Source organism: Thalassotalea insulae (assembly GCF_030161395.1).
Classification (GTDB): domain Bacteria; phylum Pseudomonadota; class Gammaproteobacteria; order Enterobacterales; family Alteromonadaceae; genus Thalassotalea_E; species Thalassotalea_E insulae.
Genome location: NZ_BSST01000001.1, coordinates 2189527 through 2208337, shown reverse-complemented (window position 1 = coordinate 2208337; position 18811 = coordinate 2189527). Strand labels below are relative to the sequence as shown.

Annotated in this window: 21 protein-coding genes; 6 read left to right on the top strand and 15 right to left on the bottom strand. The window is 41.2% G+C overall.

Translation table 11 applies throughout. The annotated features are described in order from the left end of the window. Positions 1–7: 7 nt before the first annotated feature. The gene (locus QQK06_RS10055) at positions 8–1327 is read right to left on the bottom strand and encodes a M20/M25/M40 family metallo-hydrolase (protein WP_431313644.1); all 1320 of its coding nucleotides are present in this window, start codon (positions 1325–1327) and stop codon (positions 8–10) included. A gap of 131 nt (positions 1328–1458) precedes the next feature. Here QQK06_RS10055 and plsB point away from each other — a divergent pair, with 131 nt between their 5' ends. After that, a complete protein-coding gene (gene plsB, locus QQK06_RS10050) occupies positions 1459–3900 on the top strand; it encodes a glycerol-3-phosphate 1-O-acyltransferase PlsB (RefSeq protein ID WP_284244528.1) in 2442 nt (813 codons plus the stop codon). A gap of 48 nt (positions 3901–3948) precedes the next feature. On the opposite strand, the gene ubiA is transcribed toward plsB, so the two are convergent. Further along, on the bottom strand, positions 3949–4824 hold the full coding sequence (ubiA, locus tag QQK06_RS10045) for a 4-hydroxybenzoate octaprenyltransferase (RefSeq protein ID WP_284244527.1): 876 nt from the start codon (positions 4822–4824) through the stop codon (positions 3949–3951). Continuing rightward, positions 4824–5483, bottom strand: coding sequence for a chorismate--pyruvate lyase family protein (locus QQK06_RS10040; RefSeq protein ID WP_284244526.1), 660 nt, complete (start codon positions 5481–5483; stop codon positions 4824–4826). Before QQK06_RS10040 ends, ubiA begins: the two co-directional genes overlap by 1 nt. Before the next feature lie 147 nt (positions 5484–5630). Between QQK06_RS10040 and QQK06_RS10035 the strand changes: the two genes are divergently transcribed. Beyond that, positions 5631–6014, top strand: coding sequence for a flagellar basal body-associated protein FliL (locus QQK06_RS10035; protein ID WP_284244525.1), 384 nt, complete (start codon positions 5631–5633; stop codon positions 6012–6014). 6 nt (positions 6015–6020) lie between these two features. On the opposite strand, the gene glpG is transcribed toward QQK06_RS10035, so the two are convergent. From glpG to proB, 5 genes are all read right to left on the bottom strand, one after another. Next, the gene (gene glpG, locus QQK06_RS10030; protein WP_284244524.1) at positions 6021–6878 is read right to left on the bottom strand and encodes a rhomboid family intramembrane serine protease GlpG; all 858 of its coding nucleotides are present in this window, start codon (positions 6876–6878) and stop codon (positions 6021–6023) included. A 2-nt stretch (positions 6879–6880) separates the two neighbouring features. Beyond that, positions 6881–7213 carry a thiosulfate sulfurtransferase GlpE gene (glpE, locus tag QQK06_RS10025; RefSeq protein WP_284244523.1) on the bottom strand — a complete coding sequence of 111 codons (333 nt, stop codon included), beginning with the start codon at positions 7211–7213 and terminating at the stop codon, positions 6881–6883. A 43-nt stretch (positions 7214–7256) separates the two neighbouring features. Beyond that, positions 7257–8282 (bottom strand): L-threonine 3-dehydrogenase, encoded by a 1026-nt coding sequence (gene tdh / locus QQK06_RS10020; RefSeq protein ID WP_284244522.1) that lies wholly within the window; start codon positions 8280–8282, stop codon positions 7257–7259. Next, a complete protein-coding gene (locus QQK06_RS10015; RefSeq protein WP_284244521.1) occupies positions 8283–9485 on the bottom strand; it encodes a glycine C-acetyltransferase in 1203 nt (400 codons plus the stop codon). It lies immediately after the preceding gene. Positions 9486–9608: 123 nt separating this feature from the next. Further along, positions 9609–10706, bottom strand: a complete 1098-nt coding sequence (gene proB, locus QQK06_RS10010; protein WP_284244520.1) for a glutamate 5-kinase — start codon at positions 10704–10706, stop codon at positions 9609–9611. A 299-nt stretch (positions 10707–11005) separates the two neighbouring features. Between proB and yihG the strand changes: the two genes are divergently transcribed. Together yihG and QQK06_RS10000 are read left to right on the top strand one after the other, a co-directional pair. Next, positions 11006–11899, top strand: a complete 894-nt coding sequence (gene yihG / locus QQK06_RS10005; RefSeq protein WP_284244519.1) for a 1-acylglycerol-3-phosphate O-acyltransferase, YihG family — start codon at positions 11006–11008, stop codon at positions 11897–11899. A gap of 9 nt (positions 11900–11908) precedes the next feature. Next, entirely contained in the window at positions 11909–13159 is a 1251-nt protein-coding gene (locus QQK06_RS10000) for a mechanosensitive ion channel family protein (protein ID WP_284244518.1), read from the top strand. On the opposite strand, the gene tesB is transcribed toward QQK06_RS10000, so the two are convergent. After that, the gene (gene tesB, locus QQK06_RS09995) at positions 13143–14000 is read right to left on the bottom strand and encodes an acyl-CoA thioesterase II (RefSeq protein WP_284244517.1); all 858 of its coding nucleotides are present in this window, start codon (positions 13998–14000) and stop codon (positions 13143–13145) included. The genes QQK06_RS10000 and tesB overlap by 17 nt on opposite strands. Before the next feature lie 178 nt (positions 14001–14178). On the opposite strand from tesB, the gene QQK06_RS09990 reads away from it, so the two are divergent. Next, positions 14179–14433 (top strand): hypothetical protein, encoded by a 255-nt coding sequence (locus tag QQK06_RS09990; RefSeq protein WP_284244516.1) that lies wholly within the window; start codon positions 14179–14181, stop codon positions 14431–14433. A 124-nt stretch (positions 14434–14557) separates the two neighbouring features. On the opposite strand, the gene rpmG is transcribed toward QQK06_RS09990, so the two are convergent. From rpmG to radC, 6 genes are all read right to left on the bottom strand, one after another. Continuing rightward, positions 14558–14713 carry a 50S ribosomal protein L33 gene (gene rpmG, locus QQK06_RS09985; protein ID WP_044834320.1) on the bottom strand — a complete coding sequence of 52 codons (156 nt, stop codon included), beginning with the start codon at positions 14711–14713 and terminating at the stop codon, positions 14558–14560. A 9-nt stretch (positions 14714–14722) separates the two neighbouring features. Then, positions 14723–14959 carry a 50S ribosomal protein L28 gene (gene rpmB / locus QQK06_RS09980; protein WP_284244515.1) on the bottom strand — a complete coding sequence of 79 codons (237 nt, stop codon included), beginning with the start codon at positions 14957–14959 and terminating at the stop codon, positions 14723–14725. Positions 14960–15210: 251 nt separating this feature from the next. Next, complete coding sequence (locus QQK06_RS09975; RefSeq protein WP_284244514.1) at positions 15211–15615, bottom strand: ribbon-helix-helix protein, CopG family; 405 nt, start codon at positions 15613–15615, stop codon at positions 15211–15213. Beyond that, on the bottom strand, positions 15593–16261 hold the full coding sequence (locus QQK06_RS09970; RefSeq protein WP_284244513.1) for an AAA family ATPase: 669 nt from the start codon (positions 16259–16261) through the stop codon (positions 15593–15595). Before QQK06_RS09970 ends, QQK06_RS09975 begins: the two co-directional genes overlap by 23 nt. A gap of 75 nt (positions 16262–16336) precedes the next feature. Further along, positions 16337–16642 carry a PilZ domain-containing protein gene (locus QQK06_RS09965; protein ID WP_284244512.1) on the bottom strand — a complete coding sequence of 102 codons (306 nt, stop codon included), beginning with the start codon at positions 16640–16642 and terminating at the stop codon, positions 16337–16339. An 80-nt stretch (positions 16643–16722) separates the two neighbouring features. After that, the gene (gene radC / locus QQK06_RS09960; protein WP_284244511.1) at positions 16723–17394 is read right to left on the bottom strand and encodes a RadC family protein; all 672 of its coding nucleotides are present in this window, start codon (positions 17392–17394) and stop codon (positions 16723–16725) included. 150 nt (positions 17395–17544) lie between these two features. Between radC and coaBC the strand changes: the two genes are divergently transcribed. Then, positions 17545–18744: a bifunctional phosphopantothenoylcysteine decarboxylase/phosphopantothenate--cysteine ligase CoaBC gene (gene coaBC / locus QQK06_RS09955; RefSeq protein WP_284244510.1), complete on the top strand. Its 1200-nt coding sequence runs from the start codon at positions 17545–17547 to the stop codon at positions 18742–18744. Positions 18745–18811 lie beyond the last annotated feature (67 nt).

The window sequence follows — 18811 nt, the reverse complement described above, 5'->3', positions numbered from 1 at the left end:
TGCTCATTCACTCAGCGCTATTTTGTGATAAACGATAAAGTAATATCGCTGTCTTTTCGATGTTTTTTGTAAGAGATGTTAAATCCGCAACTTCATTTTTAGTATGGCCTCCCCGCCCCATAAGGCCTAAGCCATCTAACGCCATTTCAACATGATTTGCGGCAAAAGAAATATCTGCAGCTCCCGCTTTTCTTGGGTTAGCGGCAACCACCTCACCATATCCTAGATCCTGGCTAACCTGACTATACAATGAAAGTAACTGCTGATTGCCGCTAGTAGGTGCCATCGGCGGATACCCAGTTGAAAAGCTAAGCACTGCTTGAGTGTGAGCAAGATTGTCACTGACAATCGCCTGCATCATCTTTCTAGCATTTGCCACCTGCTGCTCTGTTAACCCACGCAAATCACCGTTAACGATTAAGCGTTGCGCAATCACATTGGCTTTACCAAAAGCATTGAAGCTTGATGCTGCTTGCTGGCCATTAACTCGTGTGCCACCAGCGATCACCCCAGGGTTAAAGGTTAAGTTCTGCTGCTGCGATAACTGTTCTCGAAAGGCATTAAGAATACGCGCGGCTTCCAATACTGCGCCATAACCTTGTTCTGTGGTAAATATTTGTGATGAATGAGCCGCTTTTCCAGTAACTGTAAGCGTCCAGCCTAAATAACTACGCCTTGCTACCATGGCCGTGCCTATATTACTGTCACCATTTTCAAACCCCAGTGCAATATCCGCCCATTTTGCCGCATCAACAATGGCTTTTTTCGATAAGGCTAACGGCCGGCCGCTGCTTTCTTCGTCGCCGGTCAGCACCACTGTAATAGCTAGATCCTGTAAAATATTCACTTTTTTTAATGCCTGTAATGACGCCAGAATAATCGCATTACCACCTTTCATATCAATCACACCTGGACCAGACGCTTCTGTTTCTGAAAGCCGCTGAAATTGCTGAAAACTGTCATCTTTCGCGAACACTGTATCCAGATGCCCGATCATCAGGATTTTTTTCTTGTTTGCTTGGTTATGATTAAAGTGAGCAACCACGTGACCAGCACGATTAAAAGCACCTCCCTTTTGCCATTTCGCCGCAAAACCTAAAGCGCTCAGTTGCGCTATCATCAATTCACCAACCGCTTTAACTCCGGGGAAATTCATCGTACCGCTATTAATATTGACTGCCTGTGCCAACTGCTCAATCGTTTTCGGTAATTCCTGATGAATTTCTCTGATCATCTGTTGTTCAACAACACCTAACGATTGCCGAGCATTAGCTGATGTGAAAGCCAATATGTGAGTAAGACAAACGAGTACAATAAACTTTTTCATTATTAAGTTCCTAGGGGCTGCTATTGCTGACGATTCGCCTGAATCGCTTTAGCATTAAGCCATATCAGCAATAAGACAAATTTAGATAAAACTGCTAAACTAACTGTTCGAATAAATTTGAGCAAAACAAGATGTTAGCATTCCGACAATTTTTTTATTTTCTATTAAAACTCCCCATTAAACTCTGGGTAAATTGTAGAATTGTTGCCGATAATGTCCTTGATAATAAACAAGCCGATAGCAATAAACCAATCTTTTATGTGGTTCGCCATCAATCGGCCAGTGACTTATTAACACTGCAAAAAGCCTGTCGCAAACTGAGTTATCCCGATCCATTTGAACAGGTCACTATTAACGGCCAATGTTATGACCGGACATTATGTTTGGAAAAGCCCAGCCGTTTATTGGGTGCTAAAGCAACCAATAATCCGTCGGCACAACAACAAGGCTTAGCAATATTAGCCGCCCATCAAGTTGACGAACAATTGGACGCTCAGTTAATCCCTGTAAATTTAGTGTGGGGCAGAAAGCCAACAAAGGAAAAGAATAACGCCAATGTCGGCACCTTATTGGCCGATCAGGAATCTCCCAACTGGCTGCGTAAATTTTTTATCGTACTGTTTCTTGGTCGCAATACCTTAGTACGTTTTAGTGAATCTTTGTCTTTTCGTTTCATCGCCGATAAACAAGGCACCGATAGCGCCACAGTACGTAAGTTTCTACGCGTCGCCCGTTTTCATTTTTATCGACAAAAAATAGCAGCTACCGGCCCTCGCTTAATGCATCGTCAGCAAATGTTCAAGACGCTGATGAAAAATCCGGCGATCAAACGCTTGATTGAAGACGAAGTCGCCAGTAAAAATCAGGACAAAGCAAAGGTTGAAAAGCAGGCACTGGCAATAATGAATGAAATTGCCGGTGATTATCGTGAGTCAATGATCCGAGTCGGCGAGCGTGTGCTGCACTGGCTATGGAATCGGCTATATAATGGCATCGAAGTCAATAATGCCAACACCTTGCGCGAACTAGCAGACGAAGGCCATGAAATCATCTATGTACCATGCCACCGCAGTCATATGGATTATTTATTACTCACCTATATCATTTATCAGCAAGGATTGGTCACTCCAAGAATTGCTGCCGGTATTAACTTAAACTTTTGGCCTGCCGGACCGATTTTCAGAAAAGCCGGGGCCTTTTTTATTCGTCGAAGCTTCCGCGGGAATCGTATGTATTCCACCATTTTCCGTGAATATTTAGGGTTATTATTTGAACGGGGTTATTCAGTAAAATTCTATTCGGAAGGAGGACGCAGCCGCACCGGTAAATTGCTTGAACCGAAAACTGGCATGCTCGCCATGACCATTCAAAGCTTACTGCGAGGTATTGACCGACCTTTAACCTTAGTTCCGGTTTATCTCGGCTATGAACACGTGATGGAAGTGGGGACTTACCATAAAGAACTCAGCGGCAGTAAAAAGCAAAATGAGTCTATTTTTAGTGTCTTTAAGGCGATTCGTAATCTACGCAATTACGGTAAAGGCTATGTCAATTTTGGTACGCCGATCAATATCAACCAGTTTTTAAATCAGCAGGTACCTGAATGGAAAGACGCCATTGATGCCGTGGAGCCACAAAAGCCTTCTTGGTTAACTCCTAGCGTTAACGTATTGGCAGATCAAGTAATGGTAGCGATTAATAAGAGTGCCGCGCTTAATGGTATTTCTCTCATTGCGCTTGTTTTGCATGCGACGGAAAATAAGGCGTTATCACGTCAAGAATTAGCCGCACAACTGGATTTCTTTTTAATGATACAAAACTCAGCGCCATACAGTGAGCAATTAACGCTGCCAGAGCAAACGGGTCAGCAGTTAATAGATGATGCTGTCGCATTAAATAAAGTGGATGTTGAACAAGATAGCTTTGGGGATATTATTTCCCTCAGTGATTCCGCAGCATTAGAAATGCGCTATTATCGCAATAATATTCTCCACGCCTTTATGCTACCCGCATTGATATGTCGCATCTTAGATCGCAACGCAAAAATCAATCAGCAAGAGTTAATTTCACAAATTCACTTAATAATGCCGCTGTTAAAACGCGATCTATTTTTATGGCAAGATATGACCGAATTAAGCAAACAAACCGAGGCTATACTAGCCACGCTTGAGCAACATCAGCTCGCTAAACAAAGTAAAGCAGGATTCTGGTCACTGGTGGGTAATACCAATTCCCTTAATAAAATCAGAATACTGGGGGAATGTGCGGAAGAAACACTACAACGTTTAACCATAATCACCACGTTACTCAATCAGTTATCTCCAATAACTAAAAGTGAATTTAGTGAAAAAGTGGTAGCAATCGCCAAACGGTTATCGGTACTTAACAATATTAATGCGCCAGAGTTTATTGATAAGAAAGCACAAATGACCTTAATTAACGCCATGCGGGATAATGCTTATATTGGCAGTGATAATGAAGGTAAGTTGGTAGCAAACAGTAGCATGGCGAACTTAAGATCCTGTGTTAGTAATCTAGTCGATATTGCAGTATTACAAAGTATTTTACGTTAACACATGATCAACCTCAGTTTAGCTAATAAATGCTAAGCTGAGGTCTGCTTATAAATACTCAATATAAATACCGGCAAAAACAACTAGGCCGACCCAATGATTATTAAGGAAGGCCTGAAAACATCGGCTGCGTTCTCGATTAGCAATCAACATTTGCTGATAACAAAAGAAGCCGGCACTTATCACCAAAGCCAGTTGGTATGGCCACCCAAACGCCAGCATATCGCCAACAGTAAACAACAAAGCTAGCGTTAGTAATTGCAGTAAACCTACAACACGCTTATCTCTCTCAGCAAATAAAATAGCAGTAGATTTTACCCCGATTAAGATATCATCGTCACGATCGACCATGGCATACATGGTATCGTACGCCACCGTCCATAATAAATTCGCACTGAATAACAACCAGGCAATCAGAGGAACTTCTCCCATGGTTTCAGCAAATGCCATGATCATACCCCAGCTAAATGCCGCCCCTAATACCACTTGAGGCAGATGGGTGTAACGTTTCATAAAGGGATAACACGCGGCCAGTAATAACGCACAAACAGACAGTTGAATAGTATAAAAAGATAAGGTCAAGACAAGCGCTAGCGCACCACCGATAAGGAAAGCAAATAAACTTAACGCCTGTTCACTGGTCATCGCACCAGACACTAATGGCCGCTCAGCGGTTCGTTTAACCTTACCGTCAACATGGCGATCTGCATAATCATTAATCACACAACCAGCGCTGCGCATAATAAACACCCCTAACGAAAACACCAACAGGTGATGTAAGCTAGGCATGCCATCAGAGGCGATCCATAATGCCCATAAGGTTGGCCATAATAACAAATATGTTCCTATCGGTTTATCCATTCGGGTGATTTGCTTAACTGCCAACCATTTCTGTTGCCACGATTGACTCACTGACTGCGTCATTAATTTACGTTCTCCATATAAGCCACGGATTGAGGTAAAAATACTTCGGCAACGATTAATGGTTTATTATCAATGACAAACACAGAACGGCGCCCCCACATCGTATGAATCACCGGTAGTTGATAATGTCTGGCTAAATGAGCTACGCTGGAATGGCGATTAAACTCTGCTACCTGAATGGATTTACGTTGTAAGTTGGGGTGGTTAAAAATCACTTGTCCCAGTGGCTGATTACCTAAATTAGCCAGTTCTTTTTCAGCTCCGGTTAAAGAGCTTAATGGTAAAAGACTACGAGCAAAAACATAAGGACGATGATCACAATGCAATATCACTTCTCTAACTAAAACTTCTTGCCCTGCTGGGACTTCATCTGTTGCCTCATCTGGCTGACAAATTTCAACTTGCTGCCCCAACACTTCAACCTCAAATACTGAGCAATGTTTTTTGAGTCGTGCGGTTAGCGAACTTGGTTCCAGTAACCAGTTCCGTAAATTTTCACTAAGCTCACATAACTGTTCATCAGTCCATGCTGCATGGATATGTACCGGAAATAAAGCATGTAAGTTCTGCTGCTGAGTCATAAAGTAATTCGTGTTATTTACCATTAAAAAACCCGCGCATAATAACAGTTTTTTACTTTCAGGTGTTGAACTTTCCACAGCTGTTCTTTCGATATTAAACTCTGATTTTTGCGCCATCCTGACAGATAAAAATTTTCTGCGATAAATTAAATGAAAATCAAAGTTAAGATCGCTACAATAACTGTCGATACATAAAAAATACAATTTATAATGGACTTAGCCAATATGATCAGAAGCTTTATATTTATCCTTTCGTGCTTGGTATTGATATCACCTGCTAAAGCTGCCGATTATGCCTATTATGGGTTTGAACCATCTATTGTCACTAACTATGTTGCCGTCAAGAAAAAGATGGGCTATGTGCGCTTAACGGTAGAACTGATGATCGAAAACTCGGCTAATTATGAAGTAGTTGAACATCACTCACCGTTATTACGTGATGCCATTATTACCATTATTGGCCAACAACCAGAAGCTAAGATTAAATCTATCAATGGCCGTCATGAAATTCAAAAACTGTGTGAAGAGAAAGTCAAAAATTTATTAACCAAAGAAACCGGTAAACCACTGATCAAAAAATTACTATTCACCCAATGGCTGGATAACTAATAGCAGTTAACGCTTAGCCTGACCCGCAAAACGCAGCCAGGCTAATACGCATCCGGTTACTAAGCCAACTAAATGAGCAGTATTGGCCATATTGATTGGTAACACATCAACAAAACCCAGCAATATCCAGAATATTAAGAAGCCAATGATAGGACGAGATAAAGCAAGTCCCCGTTCTGGCGCTAACCAGCCAGCCCACCAGACATAACCAACAACGCCATAAACCACTCCAGATAAACCACCAAAGTTAGGTCCCGAAACAAGAAATTGTCCTAAATTAGACAATACACCTGAAAATACAAATAGTTGCAGTAGTTCCAACCGCCCCATTTTTTGCTCAATACTGCCGCCTAACTGCCACCACCACATAGTATTAAAAGCAATATGTAAAATGGAGAAATGGAAAAATACCGGACCAATTAAGCGAAAAGGATTATCAAAAAATGCTTGAGGAGAAAGCTGCGCGAAAAAATGTAGCTGATTAAATAACGTGCGCTGCCAGCCTAAACTAGCAGCTAAATAGACAGCCCAACAAATTGCAAAAACAACTAGAGTCACAATACCTGCATGAGCAAAAAATTCTTCTTTAACACTCGCAAGTAATGACGGGCCATGATTAACTACCTTGGTATTATCGGCATTATCCCAGGCAGCACCTTGGTATTTTTTATCATCAGGGTTTTTAATAAATTGCTCAAAGATCGTCTTCGCCTGCTGAAGCTTAGTACCCTCGCAATAAACAACGAATTGTTGCTCTTGTTGAATAACTTGCACTTTAATGCCTTTTTTAGACAAATAATTAGCAAGTAATAACGCAATATTGTGTTGTGAAATCCCGACTAATGGCTCAAGTTCATCCTGCACTATTAAGCACCCGATTCAACATCTTCCGGATAATGGAGCTGCCAGTCGACAAAACCACCATCAAGCGAATAAACATCAGTAAAATCCTGACTCGCAAGGAACTGTGCTGCCTGCTGACTGGAATTACCGTGATAACAACAAACCACTAATGGCGCATCTAAATCAGCTTCACGGATAAATTCACTAATATTATCATTAGTTAAATGAATGGCATCAGGAATATGGCTGGTTTGATAAGAAGCAGGATCACGAATATCGACCACCACATGACTATTTTCCTTTAACACCGCATGCAACTCTGAAATATGCAAATGCTTAAATCCCACTTCACTCATTCTATTACTACTCCAACAATATTATAAACCAATTAATTAAATGCTACTGCCAATCCAAAATCACTTTACCCGATTGACCCGAGCGCATGACATCAAAGCCCTGCTGAAAATCATCAACCGAAAAATGATGAGTGATTATCGGCGTTAAATCTAAGCCCGACTGTATTAAGCTCACCATTTTATACCAGGTTTCAAACATTTCCCGGCCATAAATGCCTTTAATGGTTAAGCCTTTAAATATCACCTGAGACCAGTCGATTGCCATGTCTTTACCCGGAATGCCGAGCATGGCAATTTTGCCGCCATTGTTCATCTGGGCGAGCATTTCCTGAAACGCCATTGGTACGCCAGACATTTCCAACCCAACATCAAAGCCCTCTGTCATGCCAAGTTCGCTCATCACATCAGTAAGCTTTTCTTTGCTGACATTGACCACTCTGGTCGCCCCCATTTGTCTCGCTAGCTCTAAGCGGTAGTCGTTCACATCGGTGATTACCACGTGACGGGCACCAACGTGTTTGGCCACCGCGGCTGCCATTATACCTATCGGTCCGGCGCCGGTGATTAATACATCTTCCCCAACTAAATCAAACGATAAGGCGGTATGCACGGCGTTGCCAAATGGGTCAAATATCGCGGCTAAATCATCAGAGATTTCATCCGGCAGCTTAAAGGCATTGAACGCGGGAATCACCAAGTACTCAGCAAAACAACCCGGTCTATTAACGCCAACCCCGACGGTATTTCGGCATAAATGGGTACGGCCACCACGACAGTTACGACAATGACCACAAGTGATGTGCCCTTCACCCGAGACTCTATCACCGATTGCAAAGCCCTTAACTTCCTGACCAATCCCCACCACTTCACCAGCGTATTCATGCCCCACTACCATAGGCACAGGAATGGTGTTTTGTGACCATTCGTCCCAGTTGTAGATATGGATGTCGGTACCGCAAATCGCGGTCTTTTTGATTTTGATTAGTAAGTCATTATGACCGAGTTTTGGTTTCTCGGTCCGGGTCATCCAAATGCCTTCTTTGGCATGCAGCTTCGCTAGCGATTTCATTTAAATCACTCCCATCTCAGTACCAATGCGAGTAAAAGCCGCAATGGCTTTATCTAATTGCGCTTTAGTGTGCGCGGCAGAAATTTGCGTACGAATACGGGCTTGCCCTTTCGGCACCACCGGGAAAGAAAAACCGATGACATAAATACCCTCGCTTAATAAACGATTCGCCATCTCACTGGCGACTTTCGCATCACCCAACATCACCGGCACAATGGCATGGTCAGCACCAGCGCAAGTAAAGCCCGCCGCTTCCATTTGCAAGCGAAAATACTGAGCATTATCTTTTAAGGTTTGGCGTAAGTCATCGCCGTCAGCCAATAACTCAAGCACTTTAATTGAGGCATTAACAATCGCCGGCGCTAATGAATTGGAAAACAAATACGGGCGTGAACGTTGACGCAGCCAGTCGATGACTTCCTTTTTACCAGAGGTATAGCCACCAGACGCACCGCCCATCGCTTTACCTAAGGTGCCAGTGATAATGTCGACTCGGCCCATCACATCACAATATTCATGACTGCCTCGGCCTTTATCACCGACAAAACCGACGGCATGGGAGTCATCCACCATCACTAGCGCGCCATATTTATCGGCTAAATCACACACGGCAGATAAGTTAGCAATCACGCCATCCATTGAAAACACCCCATCGGTGGCGATTAATTTAAACCGTGCACCCGCAGCATCGGCCTCCTGTAACCGCGTTTCTAATTCCGCCATGTCATTATTGGCGTAACGAAAACGTTTTGCCTTACACAAACGCACACCATCGATAATCGAGGCATGGTTAAGTGCATCAGAGATAATCGCATCATCCGGCCCAAGTAAGGTTTCAAACAAACCCGCATTGGCATCAAAGCACGAGGAATACAAAATAGTGTCTTCCATGCCTAAAAATTCCGATAGCTTCTGCTCAAGCGTTTTATGAATATCTTGGGTACCGCAGATAAAACGCACTGACGCCATACCAAAGCCATGGTCATCTAAACCGGCTTTTGCGGCCTCAATCAATGACGGGTGATTCGCTAAACCTAAATAGTTATTGGCGCAAAAGTTAATCACTTCTTCACCGGTCGTGACCGCAATCTCCGCCTGCTGCGCCGTGGTGATAATACGTTCAGCTTTGTATAAACCGTCTTGTTTAACCTGCTCAAGTTGTTGTTCAAGGTGAGAGTAGAAGTTGTTTGCGCCTGTTGTCATGAGTGCCTCGAAATAATTAAAGCTGCTGATCAGTACATTATGTTATTAGAATAGATACAGATCGAATATGGCGCTATTGTACGCCATTCTTTTTTAAGGTGAAGCACAATTTAAATTCAGAACTTACAGCACTACCATATCATCGCGGTGAATAATTACTTTGCTTGGACAGTAACCGAGAATGTCAACGATCTGCTCACTATTACAGCCCTTGATTTTCAATAAATCACGTTCACTGTACTGGCAGATCCCTTTAGCGATAACCTGATTGTTGTCATTATTTACCAGGTCAATAGAATCACCCGCAGCAAAATGACCATTTACCGATGTGATCCCCGAAGGCAATAAAGAAGCTCCTTTATTCACTAATGCCTGCACTGCACCACGATCTAACATCACCTGACCATTACTTTTTAACGTGTGTTTTAACCAGTGCTTGCGCGCTTTCGTTGCCGCCTGGCTGGCAATAAATTTTGTCCCAGGGTTTTTACCTTTTAATAGCAAGTCAAAAACACCACTGTTAGTGCCGTTTACTATGTAAGTTTCAATGCCATTTTCCACCGCTTTCTCAGCCGCTTGAATTTTTGTTTTCATGCCGCCAGTCGCTATTGGGTTACTTGTGGTACCCGCCATCGCGTAGACAGCTTCGGTGATTTGCTCGATTTGTGGAATTAATACCGCATCAGGATTATTTCGCGGATCCTGGTCATAAACACCGTCGACATCACTTAAAATAAACAAGCAATCGGCTTCACTGACTAACGCCACTAAGGCAGCTAAATTATCGTTATCACCAACTTTCAGCTCTTCGGTTGCCACGGTATCATTTTCATTGACCACTGGAATAACATTATTGGCTAATAAAATACGCAATGTATTTTTAATATTAATGTAACGCTGGCGATCTTTTAAATCCCCATGAGTGATCAATAGTTGACTACAAGGAACATCAAAAAAACGCTGCCAATTCGCCATCATTTGCATTTGTCCGACAGACGCCATCGCTTGTTTGGTGGGAATTGAGGGGACAGGAGAACCATGATGAATTAATTGCCTGCCAGCAGCAACACTACCGGAAGACACTAAAATAATTTCTTTACCTGCCCGCTGACATTCAGTAATAAAACGAGCAATAGCTAATAAATGTTGGCCACTGCAACCTTTATTGTCTGGCGCCACCAAGGCACTCCCCACTTTAATAACCGCACGATTAAAGTTCATTGTCACTCCCCTCTAGAATTACGCTTAAGCATGCCTTGAACTTAAGGTAAGTTGCAACGAGATTTTTAACTATTATTAGAAAAGATCGCTATTTTTACTCAGTTAAAGCAATAAGGCGTAATAATTAAATGTTTTCCTTTATTAACTAGGTCAAAATTCTAGTATTTACTTGCTTAAATTATGTCATTGTTTAGTTGTCACTCAGCAATTAAGAGAAAAGCAAAAAATTAGCTGAAAGCGAAAGAAATTCACTTTATTATAAACACCATCAGTGGGTTAATTTAATTATATAGTGTTTCATGTTGAGTTTTTTACCATCATTATTGCTCGGATTACTGTCCTTTACTTTCTACACCATTAATACATTTTTATGGTTAATACCTATTGTTATCTTTTCATTTTTAAAGGCGCTGTTACCTTTTCATCATTGGCGGAAGTTTTTTAGTTATTTATTAGATCAAATGGCAAGTAATTGGGTAGCCCTAAATACCGTCAATCAAAAATTATTTACTAAAACTAAGATTTCAGTCAAAGGACTGGAAAAACTAGAGAAAAAGCAATGGTATCTGATTATTGCCAATCACCAATCCTGGGTCGATATTGTGGTGCTGCAGCGTATATTGCACGGCAAGGTACCCTTTTTAAAATTCTTCCTAAAAAAAGAACTGCTTTATGTACCATTTCTAGGTATTGCCTGGTGGGCATTAGATTTTCCATTTATGAAACGTTACAGTCAGAGTTTTATTAAAAAAAATCCTCATTTAAAAGGTAAAGACATAGCAACAACACAAAAAGCTTGTAAAAAGTTTCGCCATAAACCCGTTTCGATTATGAACTTTATCGAAGGCACGCGTTTTACTCCGGAAAAACATCAAAAGCAAAATTCACCGTTTAAATATTTACTTAAACCTAAAGCCGGAGGCATCGGCTTTGTTATGTCAACCATGGGAGATCAGCTCAATAAGGTATTAGATATCACGATTTATTACCCCGAGAAAACCCCCAGCTTTATTGACTTTATTTGTGGTAAGGTAAAAGAAGTGCAGGTAGATATTAAGATAACCGACATCGACCATTCGTTAACCGGTGACTACATTAACGACAGAGCCCATAAAATTCAGTTTCAAAAATGGGTGAATCAGTTATGGCTTGATAAAGATGCAAAACTCTCTGAGTTTCATCAACAACAATAAGGAAAGACTATGTTAACGCTTATTTCATCATGGTTAGCTAATTATGGCATCGCCGAAGAAAACCTCGCGTTAGCATCCTTAATTACCGGTATAACGATTATCTTAATTATTTGTGCCACCGCTTATTATTTCACTAAACACAAGCTACTCACTCTAATCAATAAATTGGTTATACGGTCACAGAACCAATGGGATGATATTATTCTAGAGCATCATGTCTTTCAGCGCATTGCCTTGATCATTCCTTTAATCACCTTATGGTTTTTGGCGCCTAAGCTTATTGCTAGTGATAATATTGTACTTGATGTGTTACTAGTACTAACAAAAATAGCCACCACCTTTCAGGTCGCCCGCATCATTGATGCGATTTTAAATGTAGTAAAAAGCGTATCACAGCAATCAGCCTCTAAACGTTATCTGCCTCTTAATGCCACGATTCAGGTGATTAAACTGATCGTTTATCTAGTTGCCAGTATTTTATCCATCTCTTTTGTACTGAATAAATCACCTATCTATTTATTAAGCGGCTTAGGCGCACTGACGGCAGTGTTATTGTTGGTATTTCAGGACACCATTAAAGGCCTGGTTGCCAGTATTCAAATATCGGCAAATAAAATGCTCGCTCCGGGTGACTGGATAGAGATCCCTCAATATGGTGCGGATGGCGATGTTCTGGAAATCGGGTTAAATACCGTAAAGGTGCAAAACTTTGATCGCACGGTCACTACAGTGCCAACTTATGCGCTGATCAGTGGTTCATTTAAAAACTGGCGTGATATGTTCGCCTCAGGTGGTCGCAGAATTAAACGCACTATCACGATAGACATCAGCAGTATTCATTTTTATCAGGCTGATGATATTGAGCGCTTAATGAATATACGCTTGATCCGCGAATACTTAACCAATAAGAAACAAGAAATTACCAAGCATAATCAAGAATACTGTATTACGGATACCGATTTAGTCAACCAAAGACAACTCACCAATATTGGAACATTCAGAGCCTATATAGAAGCCTATTTGCGACAGCACAAAAAAGTACACCAGCAAATGACCTGTATGGTCAGGCAATTGCCAGCAACAGCGACAGGCTTGCCACTGGAGCTCTATTTTTTTAGCAATGATCAAAACTGGGTAAGTTATGAAGGCATTCAGGCTGACATTTTTGATCATTTATATGCCATGGTACCGCTATTTGATTTACGAGTATTTCAACACCCCAGTGGCGCTGATTGGCGAAAAGCTAACGCTGACGAATAACGCCTTCTTGCATAGTCGTTGCTACTAGCTCGCCTTGCTGATTAAAAATCTGGCCGCGTACTAACCCTCGGCCACCAACACTGGTAGGACTTTCCATCACATATAATAACCAGTCATCAAAGCGAAAAGGACGGTGAAACCACATTGCATGATCTATGGTAGCAATTTGAAAATTTGGCTGCCAATGGCTGACTCCATGCGGGAATAACGCCGTTGGTAAAAAGTGAAAATCAGAAGTATATGCCAACATATATTTGTGAATTCTCGGATCATCCGGCAAATTACCATTTGCTTTGATCCACATATGACAAACAGCATCAGTTTTTTCCGGTTTTACCCAGTTATATTGTTCAACTGGTCGCAACTCAATCGGCTTTTCCGATAGAAACTTGCCACGGACATTTTCTGGAATAAACTGCTGATGATCAAAAATAAAATCAGTAAATGAGGGTAAATTTTCTGGTCCCGCAACTTTCGGCATGTTGATTTGATGATCAAAGCCGGTTTCTTCCTGCTGAAACGATGCTGTCATATAGAATATCGCTTTACCGTTTTGGATCGCCTGTACACGTCGGGTATTAAAACTTCGGCCGTCTCTGATATTTTCCACTTCATACACCACCGGCTTTTGCGCATCTCCCGGACGTAAGAAATACGAATGCAATGAATGGGTAGAACGTGCAGAGTCTACGGTTTCTTGCGCAGCAGATAGCGCTTGCCCCATAACTTGTCCACCAAACAAAGCCTTAAAACCAAGATCTTGGCTTTGACCACGATATAAGCCCTGCTCAATTTTCTCTAATGTTAACAATGCTAATAAGTCATCTAATACCTGGCTCATACAACCACCCATATGCGCAATCATTTAGACCATTATATCGATGTTCAATAAAAACCAAAAGATAGTGATTGTACCAGTCGGTTTAATCGCTTAATAAACGTCTTTTTTGTTGAATTAATAAACAAATTACGATAATGTCCAATGCAATGAATAAAAAAGTATTAAGACAGGGGTATGCGTGCAAGCAGTATTAGAACGCGAAGTGTTACTGGAGCGAAGGCATTATAATCCTGAACACTCGGTATTATGGGATAAGCTTTCATTAGCGCAAAAATTTGCAGCCAGTAGTTTAACGCAATTTGGCTATGATCTAATGTTTATCAGAGGCAGTAAGGCTGGCAGCATGGCCGTATTGTTATGTGATGACAACATCGCCACTATTTCGGATGAAGGGGAAATTAATACTTCACCAGAAATTACCATTCGCCCCTGATTTAACAAATAAAGTTTTAACAAAAATGCCATCATATTACTGATGGCATTTTTTATGGCAGATAAAAAATAGTAATAAAAAAACCCAGCAGATGCTGGGTTTTTTAAATACGTTGAAACTATAATTATTTAATTTTAGCTTCTTTATACATTACGTGCTTACGAGCTTTTGGATCAAATTTTTTGATTTCCATTTTCTCTGGCATGGTTTTTTTATTCTTGTCAGTAGTATAAAAATGACCTGTACCTGCACTAGAAACTAAACGAATTTTATCGCGCATGATAATTCCTTAAATTTTTTCGCCACGGGCACGAATGTCAGCTAATACTGCATCAATACCTTTCTTATCGATAATACGCATTCCTTTCGGAGTTAAACGTAATTTAACGAAACGGTTTTCACTCTCTACCCAAAAACGGTGAGACTGAAGATTCGGTAAGAAACGACGACGTGTTGCGTTTCTTGCGTGAGAACGGTTGTTCCCTACGACTGGCTTTTTGCCTGTTACTTGGCAAACTTTAGACATGTGAGTCACTCCAAAATTAATTTCAGCTCGAGCTATATTTCCCCAAGACCGTCGCCTCGGGATCCTGAAAAAGGTGGCATATTATAGTGAAAGTGAAAAACGAAAGCTAGCTTTTATATCAATTCTCTTACTAAAAACAACTATTTTTATAAAATTCAGTAAGTTAATTGATTATTACAGGGCTAATTTTCACTTAAATAAAGATTAGCCTTGTTTATATTTTAAGCTCAACGCGGTTAAATCAAACAAATTTAGTCTACATTAGAAGCTAATAACTTACTTAATTTTTCCTGTTGTTCTTTATTACATAACTCGTTAATTAAGATTCGGATAATGTGTGACTTTGCTAACTGGCTATCTTTTGCTAATTCCTGTAGCTGGGCAATAGCTTCTTCACTCAAAGTAAATGTTGCATGCCGAAAGGGTTTATCCGATTTTGATTTTCTTCGCTCGGCCTGACGTTTTACTTCAAACTGCTTAGCTGCTGCTAATGCTTGAGCGAGGTCAACAGGCTGTTTTTTTCCTTTACTGACGAGTTCAGGTGCCCCTTTGGCGTAATTCTCGGCGTCAGCGATAAATTCGTCTACAGTAAATGCCTTTTTCTTGTGTTTATCATCCTTGGATTTTTTTAAATCAGTTAAACTCATGTGAGTCATCCGGCTCCATTGCTAATAGTTCTTCAGCGATTGCTTTCATTTCATCAGCCGCTTTACCTGTGGGATCATTTTCTAACACTGACGAGCCTTGCTCTTCACTATCGTCGTAAACATTACGATTATAAGTTACCGCATCAAGCACATTAATCCCGTATGAGCTACACACTTCTTTTGCTTCCAAGATACGGTTAACTTGACTAGGCAATGCAGGACATTGCGTAATAACAAAAGACGCCAGCATTTTAGGGTTTACCATTTTACAGGTACTGAGCATATCTTCCATATGAGGTACAGTTTTCAAATCACGACGCTTAGGTCTGAGTGGAATAATGACATGTTCAGCAACAGACATTGCCGCCCTTAATGCTAAATTGTCCTGACCGCCACAATCAACAATGACATAATCATAATGCTGTTTAAGACTTAATAAATCATTACGTATTTTACCATAGAGTTGAATACAGTTTATGGCCGGTAAGGATGGATCTGTATTTCTCGCTTGGATCCAATCAGAGGTGGTACGTTGAGGGTCACAATCAACCATTAATACTATGGCTTGTTTGTCACGCGCAAAATAAACCGCTAAATTCTGCGCTAGGCAACTTTTACCACTGCCGCCTTTCTCACCACCAACTAAAATCATCATATTGCCAATTCCTTCTACTACCACTTTTTCAATGCAAGGGTACTTAATTATAGTCTAAAAAATCACAATCTACCTTTAATCGGCTAGTCTTAAAGCAACTTCATACCAACCATTATCCTGCTGGATACAACGAAGTACCCGTCCGGTTAATTGCTGACTGTGCTTAGCCGCCGCCTGAAACACTACGGTGACTTCAGTATTAACCGGAATTTCCTGATCGCAATCGAGCTTTAAACCACCTTTTGAGAAGTCAACACAGACAATTTTTTTCTTAACTTCTTGGCCTTGCTCTCCAGTCCATAGAATATCTACCAGCTCTTTTTCCATATCCAAGCGAAAAGATTGCCTACGTTCAGCGTTTTCTTGATTATCATCAACCATTTCAACCTCCAATCACCTCTATCATTAAAGCTAACCGTCATTTTAGCGAGTTGCAAGATTTTTCTATGACATTCTCTGCTTTAAATGAGTCCATGCTCAGCAAACGAATAACATTGATGACCCGCAATAATCATATGGTCTAACACCTTAACATCAATCAAGGCCAACGCCTGTTGCAACCTTTGAGTAAGCTGCTTGTCAGCCATACTGGCTTCAGCAACACCAGACGGATGATTATGTGCCAAAATAACAGCTCCTGCTTTAAAGTGTAGTGCTTTTTCAACCACTACTCTCGGATAAACCGTTGACGCGTTCAAGGTACCATAAAATAACTTTTCAAAACGTAGTACCTGATGTTGGCTATCCAAAAACAATAGCGCAAATACTTCATTAGTTTCATTTTTTAATTGCCCGATTAAATAGTTCTGGCTATCGACAGACGAAGTTAAACCTTCACCATTAACCAGTTGTTCCTGCAAATAACGCTTGGTCATTTCCAAACACGCTTGTAGCTGTACGTATTTAGCAATCCCTATCCCTGAAATCTGGCAAAACTCCTGTTCACTGGCATTATAGATACCGGCAATGGTACCAAAGTTATTTAAGAGTCGCCGCGCTAACTCAACCACATCACACCCTTTGACACCTGTCCTTAGAAATATTGCCAGTAACTCGGCATCAGACAAACTCATTGCCCCCATAGCTAACAATTTTTCTCGCGGTTTCTCTGCATCCGGCCAATCTTTTAACATAAACGCTTCCTTGCATGCTCATATCGGTTAATTGCTATCAGATGGCCTTTATTTAATTTCAAGCCATAGTGATCACACGCCAATTTTCATCAACCCCTAATAATGCTATGGTATGCACTATAAAATTTAGATTAGTAAGACTCGCGACTTATGCAAACTCTTCAGGAAAAAAATATTGTTCTCGGCATCACAGGTGGTATTGCTGCTTATAAGATTCCGGAGTTAGTACGCCGGCTAAAAGAGCATGGTGCCAATATCCGTGTGGTAATGACCGAAGGTGCGAAAGCGTTTATTACCCCGTTAACACTGCAAGCCGTTTCAGGTAATACGGTGTCAGACAATTTACTTGATACTGAAGCAGAGCTGGCGATGGGACACATTGAATTAGCAAAATGGGCTGATCTGGTATTAATTGCACCGGCAACAGCTAATACTATCGCGAAAATTACCCACGGACATGCTGAAGATATACTCTCAACACTAGTATTAGCTACGCCAGCGCCAATATTTATCGCGCCGGCAATGAATCAGCAAATGTGGCATGCAACGGCAACACAAGAAAATATCGCCACACTGAACAACAGAAAAATTAATATCTGGGGACCTGGACAAGGCGAGCAAGCCTGTGGTGATGTTGGCTTTGGCCGTATGCTGGAAGTAACTGAATTAGTTGAACGCGTTTGTGCTTTATACCAAAACGATAAGCTCTCAGGTCAACACTGGGTGATAACTGCTGGGCCAACCCGAGAAGCGATCGATCCGGTACGTTACATTTCTAACCATAGCTCAGGAAAAATGGGCTTTTCTCTAGCACAAGCAGCACAACAAGCAGGTGCCAACGTCACCTTAATTGCCGGTCCTGTACACCTTAATACACCACAAAGCGTTAAGCGTATTGATGTTGAAAGTGCTGAGCAAATGCACAAGCAAGCATTAACTTACGCCAACGAAGCAACCGTTTTTATTTCCTGTGCAGCAGTTGCTGATTACCGCGTCGCCCAGATTGCCGATCATAAAATTAAAAAGACTGACGACAATCAAGAAATGCAAATTAAGCTGGTTAAAAATCCAGATATTGTTGCCGATGTCGCACAATTGACTAACAAGCCCTACACAGTTGGCTTTGCAGCTGAAACGCAAAACATCGAGCAATACGCCTTAGACAAGCTCAAACGTAAAAATTTAGATTTAATTGCTGCAAATAATGTTGCCACCTCAGGACAGGGTTTTAACAGTGATAACAATGCATTAACTGTCTATTCCACCAATAATAAGTTCGATATTGATCTCGCAGATAAAAGCTTAGTGGCACAGCAATTAGTAGCACTTATCGCCGAACAACTAGATTGAACAACGGGTTCGAGATACAATTGCCCCATTAACAATATTATTCAACATACTAATAAAAGAGAATAAT

Bases quoted from the DNA above. Each gene is read 5' to 3' on its own strand.
- QQK06_RS10055 (WP_431313644.1), bottom strand. From the start codon at position 1,327: ATGAAAAAGTTTATTGTACTCGTTTGTCTTACTCACATATTGGCTTTC.
- plsB (WP_284244528.1), top strand. From the start codon at position 1,459: ATGTTAGCATTCCGACAATTTTTTTATTTTCTATTAAAACTCCCCATT.
- ubiA (WP_284244527.1), bottom strand. From the start codon at position 4,824: ATGACGCAGTCAGTGAGTCAATCGTGGCAACAGAAATGGTTGGCAGTT.
- QQK06_RS10035 (WP_284244525.1), top strand. From the start codon at position 5,631: ATGATCAGAAGCTTTATATTTATCCTTTCGTGCTTGGTATTGATATCA.
- glpE (WP_284244523.1), bottom strand. From the start codon at position 7,213: ATGAGTGAAGTGGGATTTAAGCATTTGCATATTTCAGAGTTGCATGCG.
- tdh (WP_284244522.1), bottom strand. From the start codon at position 8,282: ATGAAATCGCTAGCGAAGCTGCATGCCAAAGAAGGCATTTGGATGACC.
- QQK06_RS10015 (WP_284244521.1), bottom strand. From the start codon at position 9,485: ATGACAACAGGCGCAAACAACTTCTACTCTCACCTTGAACAACAACTT.
- proB (WP_284244520.1), bottom strand. From the start codon at position 10,706: ATGAACTTTAATCGTGCGGTTATTAAAGTGGGGAGTGCCTTGGTGGCG.
- yihG (WP_284244519.1), top strand. From the start codon at position 11,006: ATGTTGAGTTTTTTACCATCATTATTGCTCGGATTACTGTCCTTTACT.
- QQK06_RS10000 (WP_284244518.1), top strand. From the start codon at position 11,909: ATGTTAACGCTTATTTCATCATGGTTAGCTAATTATGGCATCGCCGAA.
- tesB (WP_284244517.1), bottom strand. From the start codon at position 14,000: ATGAGCCAGGTATTAGATGACTTATTAGCATTGTTAACATTAGAGAAA.
- rpmG (WP_044834320.1), bottom strand. From the start codon at position 14,713: ATGCGCGATAAAATTCGTTTAGTTTCTAGTGCAGGTACAGGTCATTTT.
- rpmB (WP_284244515.1), bottom strand. From the start codon at position 14,959: ATGTCTAAAGTTTGCCAAGTAACAGGCAAAAAGCCAGTCGTAGGGAAC.
- QQK06_RS09975 (WP_284244514.1), bottom strand. From the start codon at position 15,615: ATGACTCACATGAGTTTAACTGATTTAAAAAAATCCAAGGATGATAAA.
- QQK06_RS09970 (WP_284244513.1), bottom strand. From the start codon at position 16,261: ATGATGATTTTAGTTGGTGGTGAGAAAGGCGGCAGTGGTAAAAGTTGC.
- QQK06_RS09965 (WP_284244512.1), bottom strand. From the start codon at position 16,642: ATGGTTGATGATAATCAAGAAAACGCTGAACGTAGGCAATCTTTTCGC.
- radC (WP_284244511.1), bottom strand. From the start codon at position 17,394: ATGTTAAAAGATTGGCCGGATGCAGAGAAACCGCGAGAAAAATTGTTA.
- coaBC (WP_284244510.1), top strand. From the start codon at position 17,545: ATGCAAACTCTTCAGGAAAAAAATATTGTTCTCGGCATCACAGGTGGT.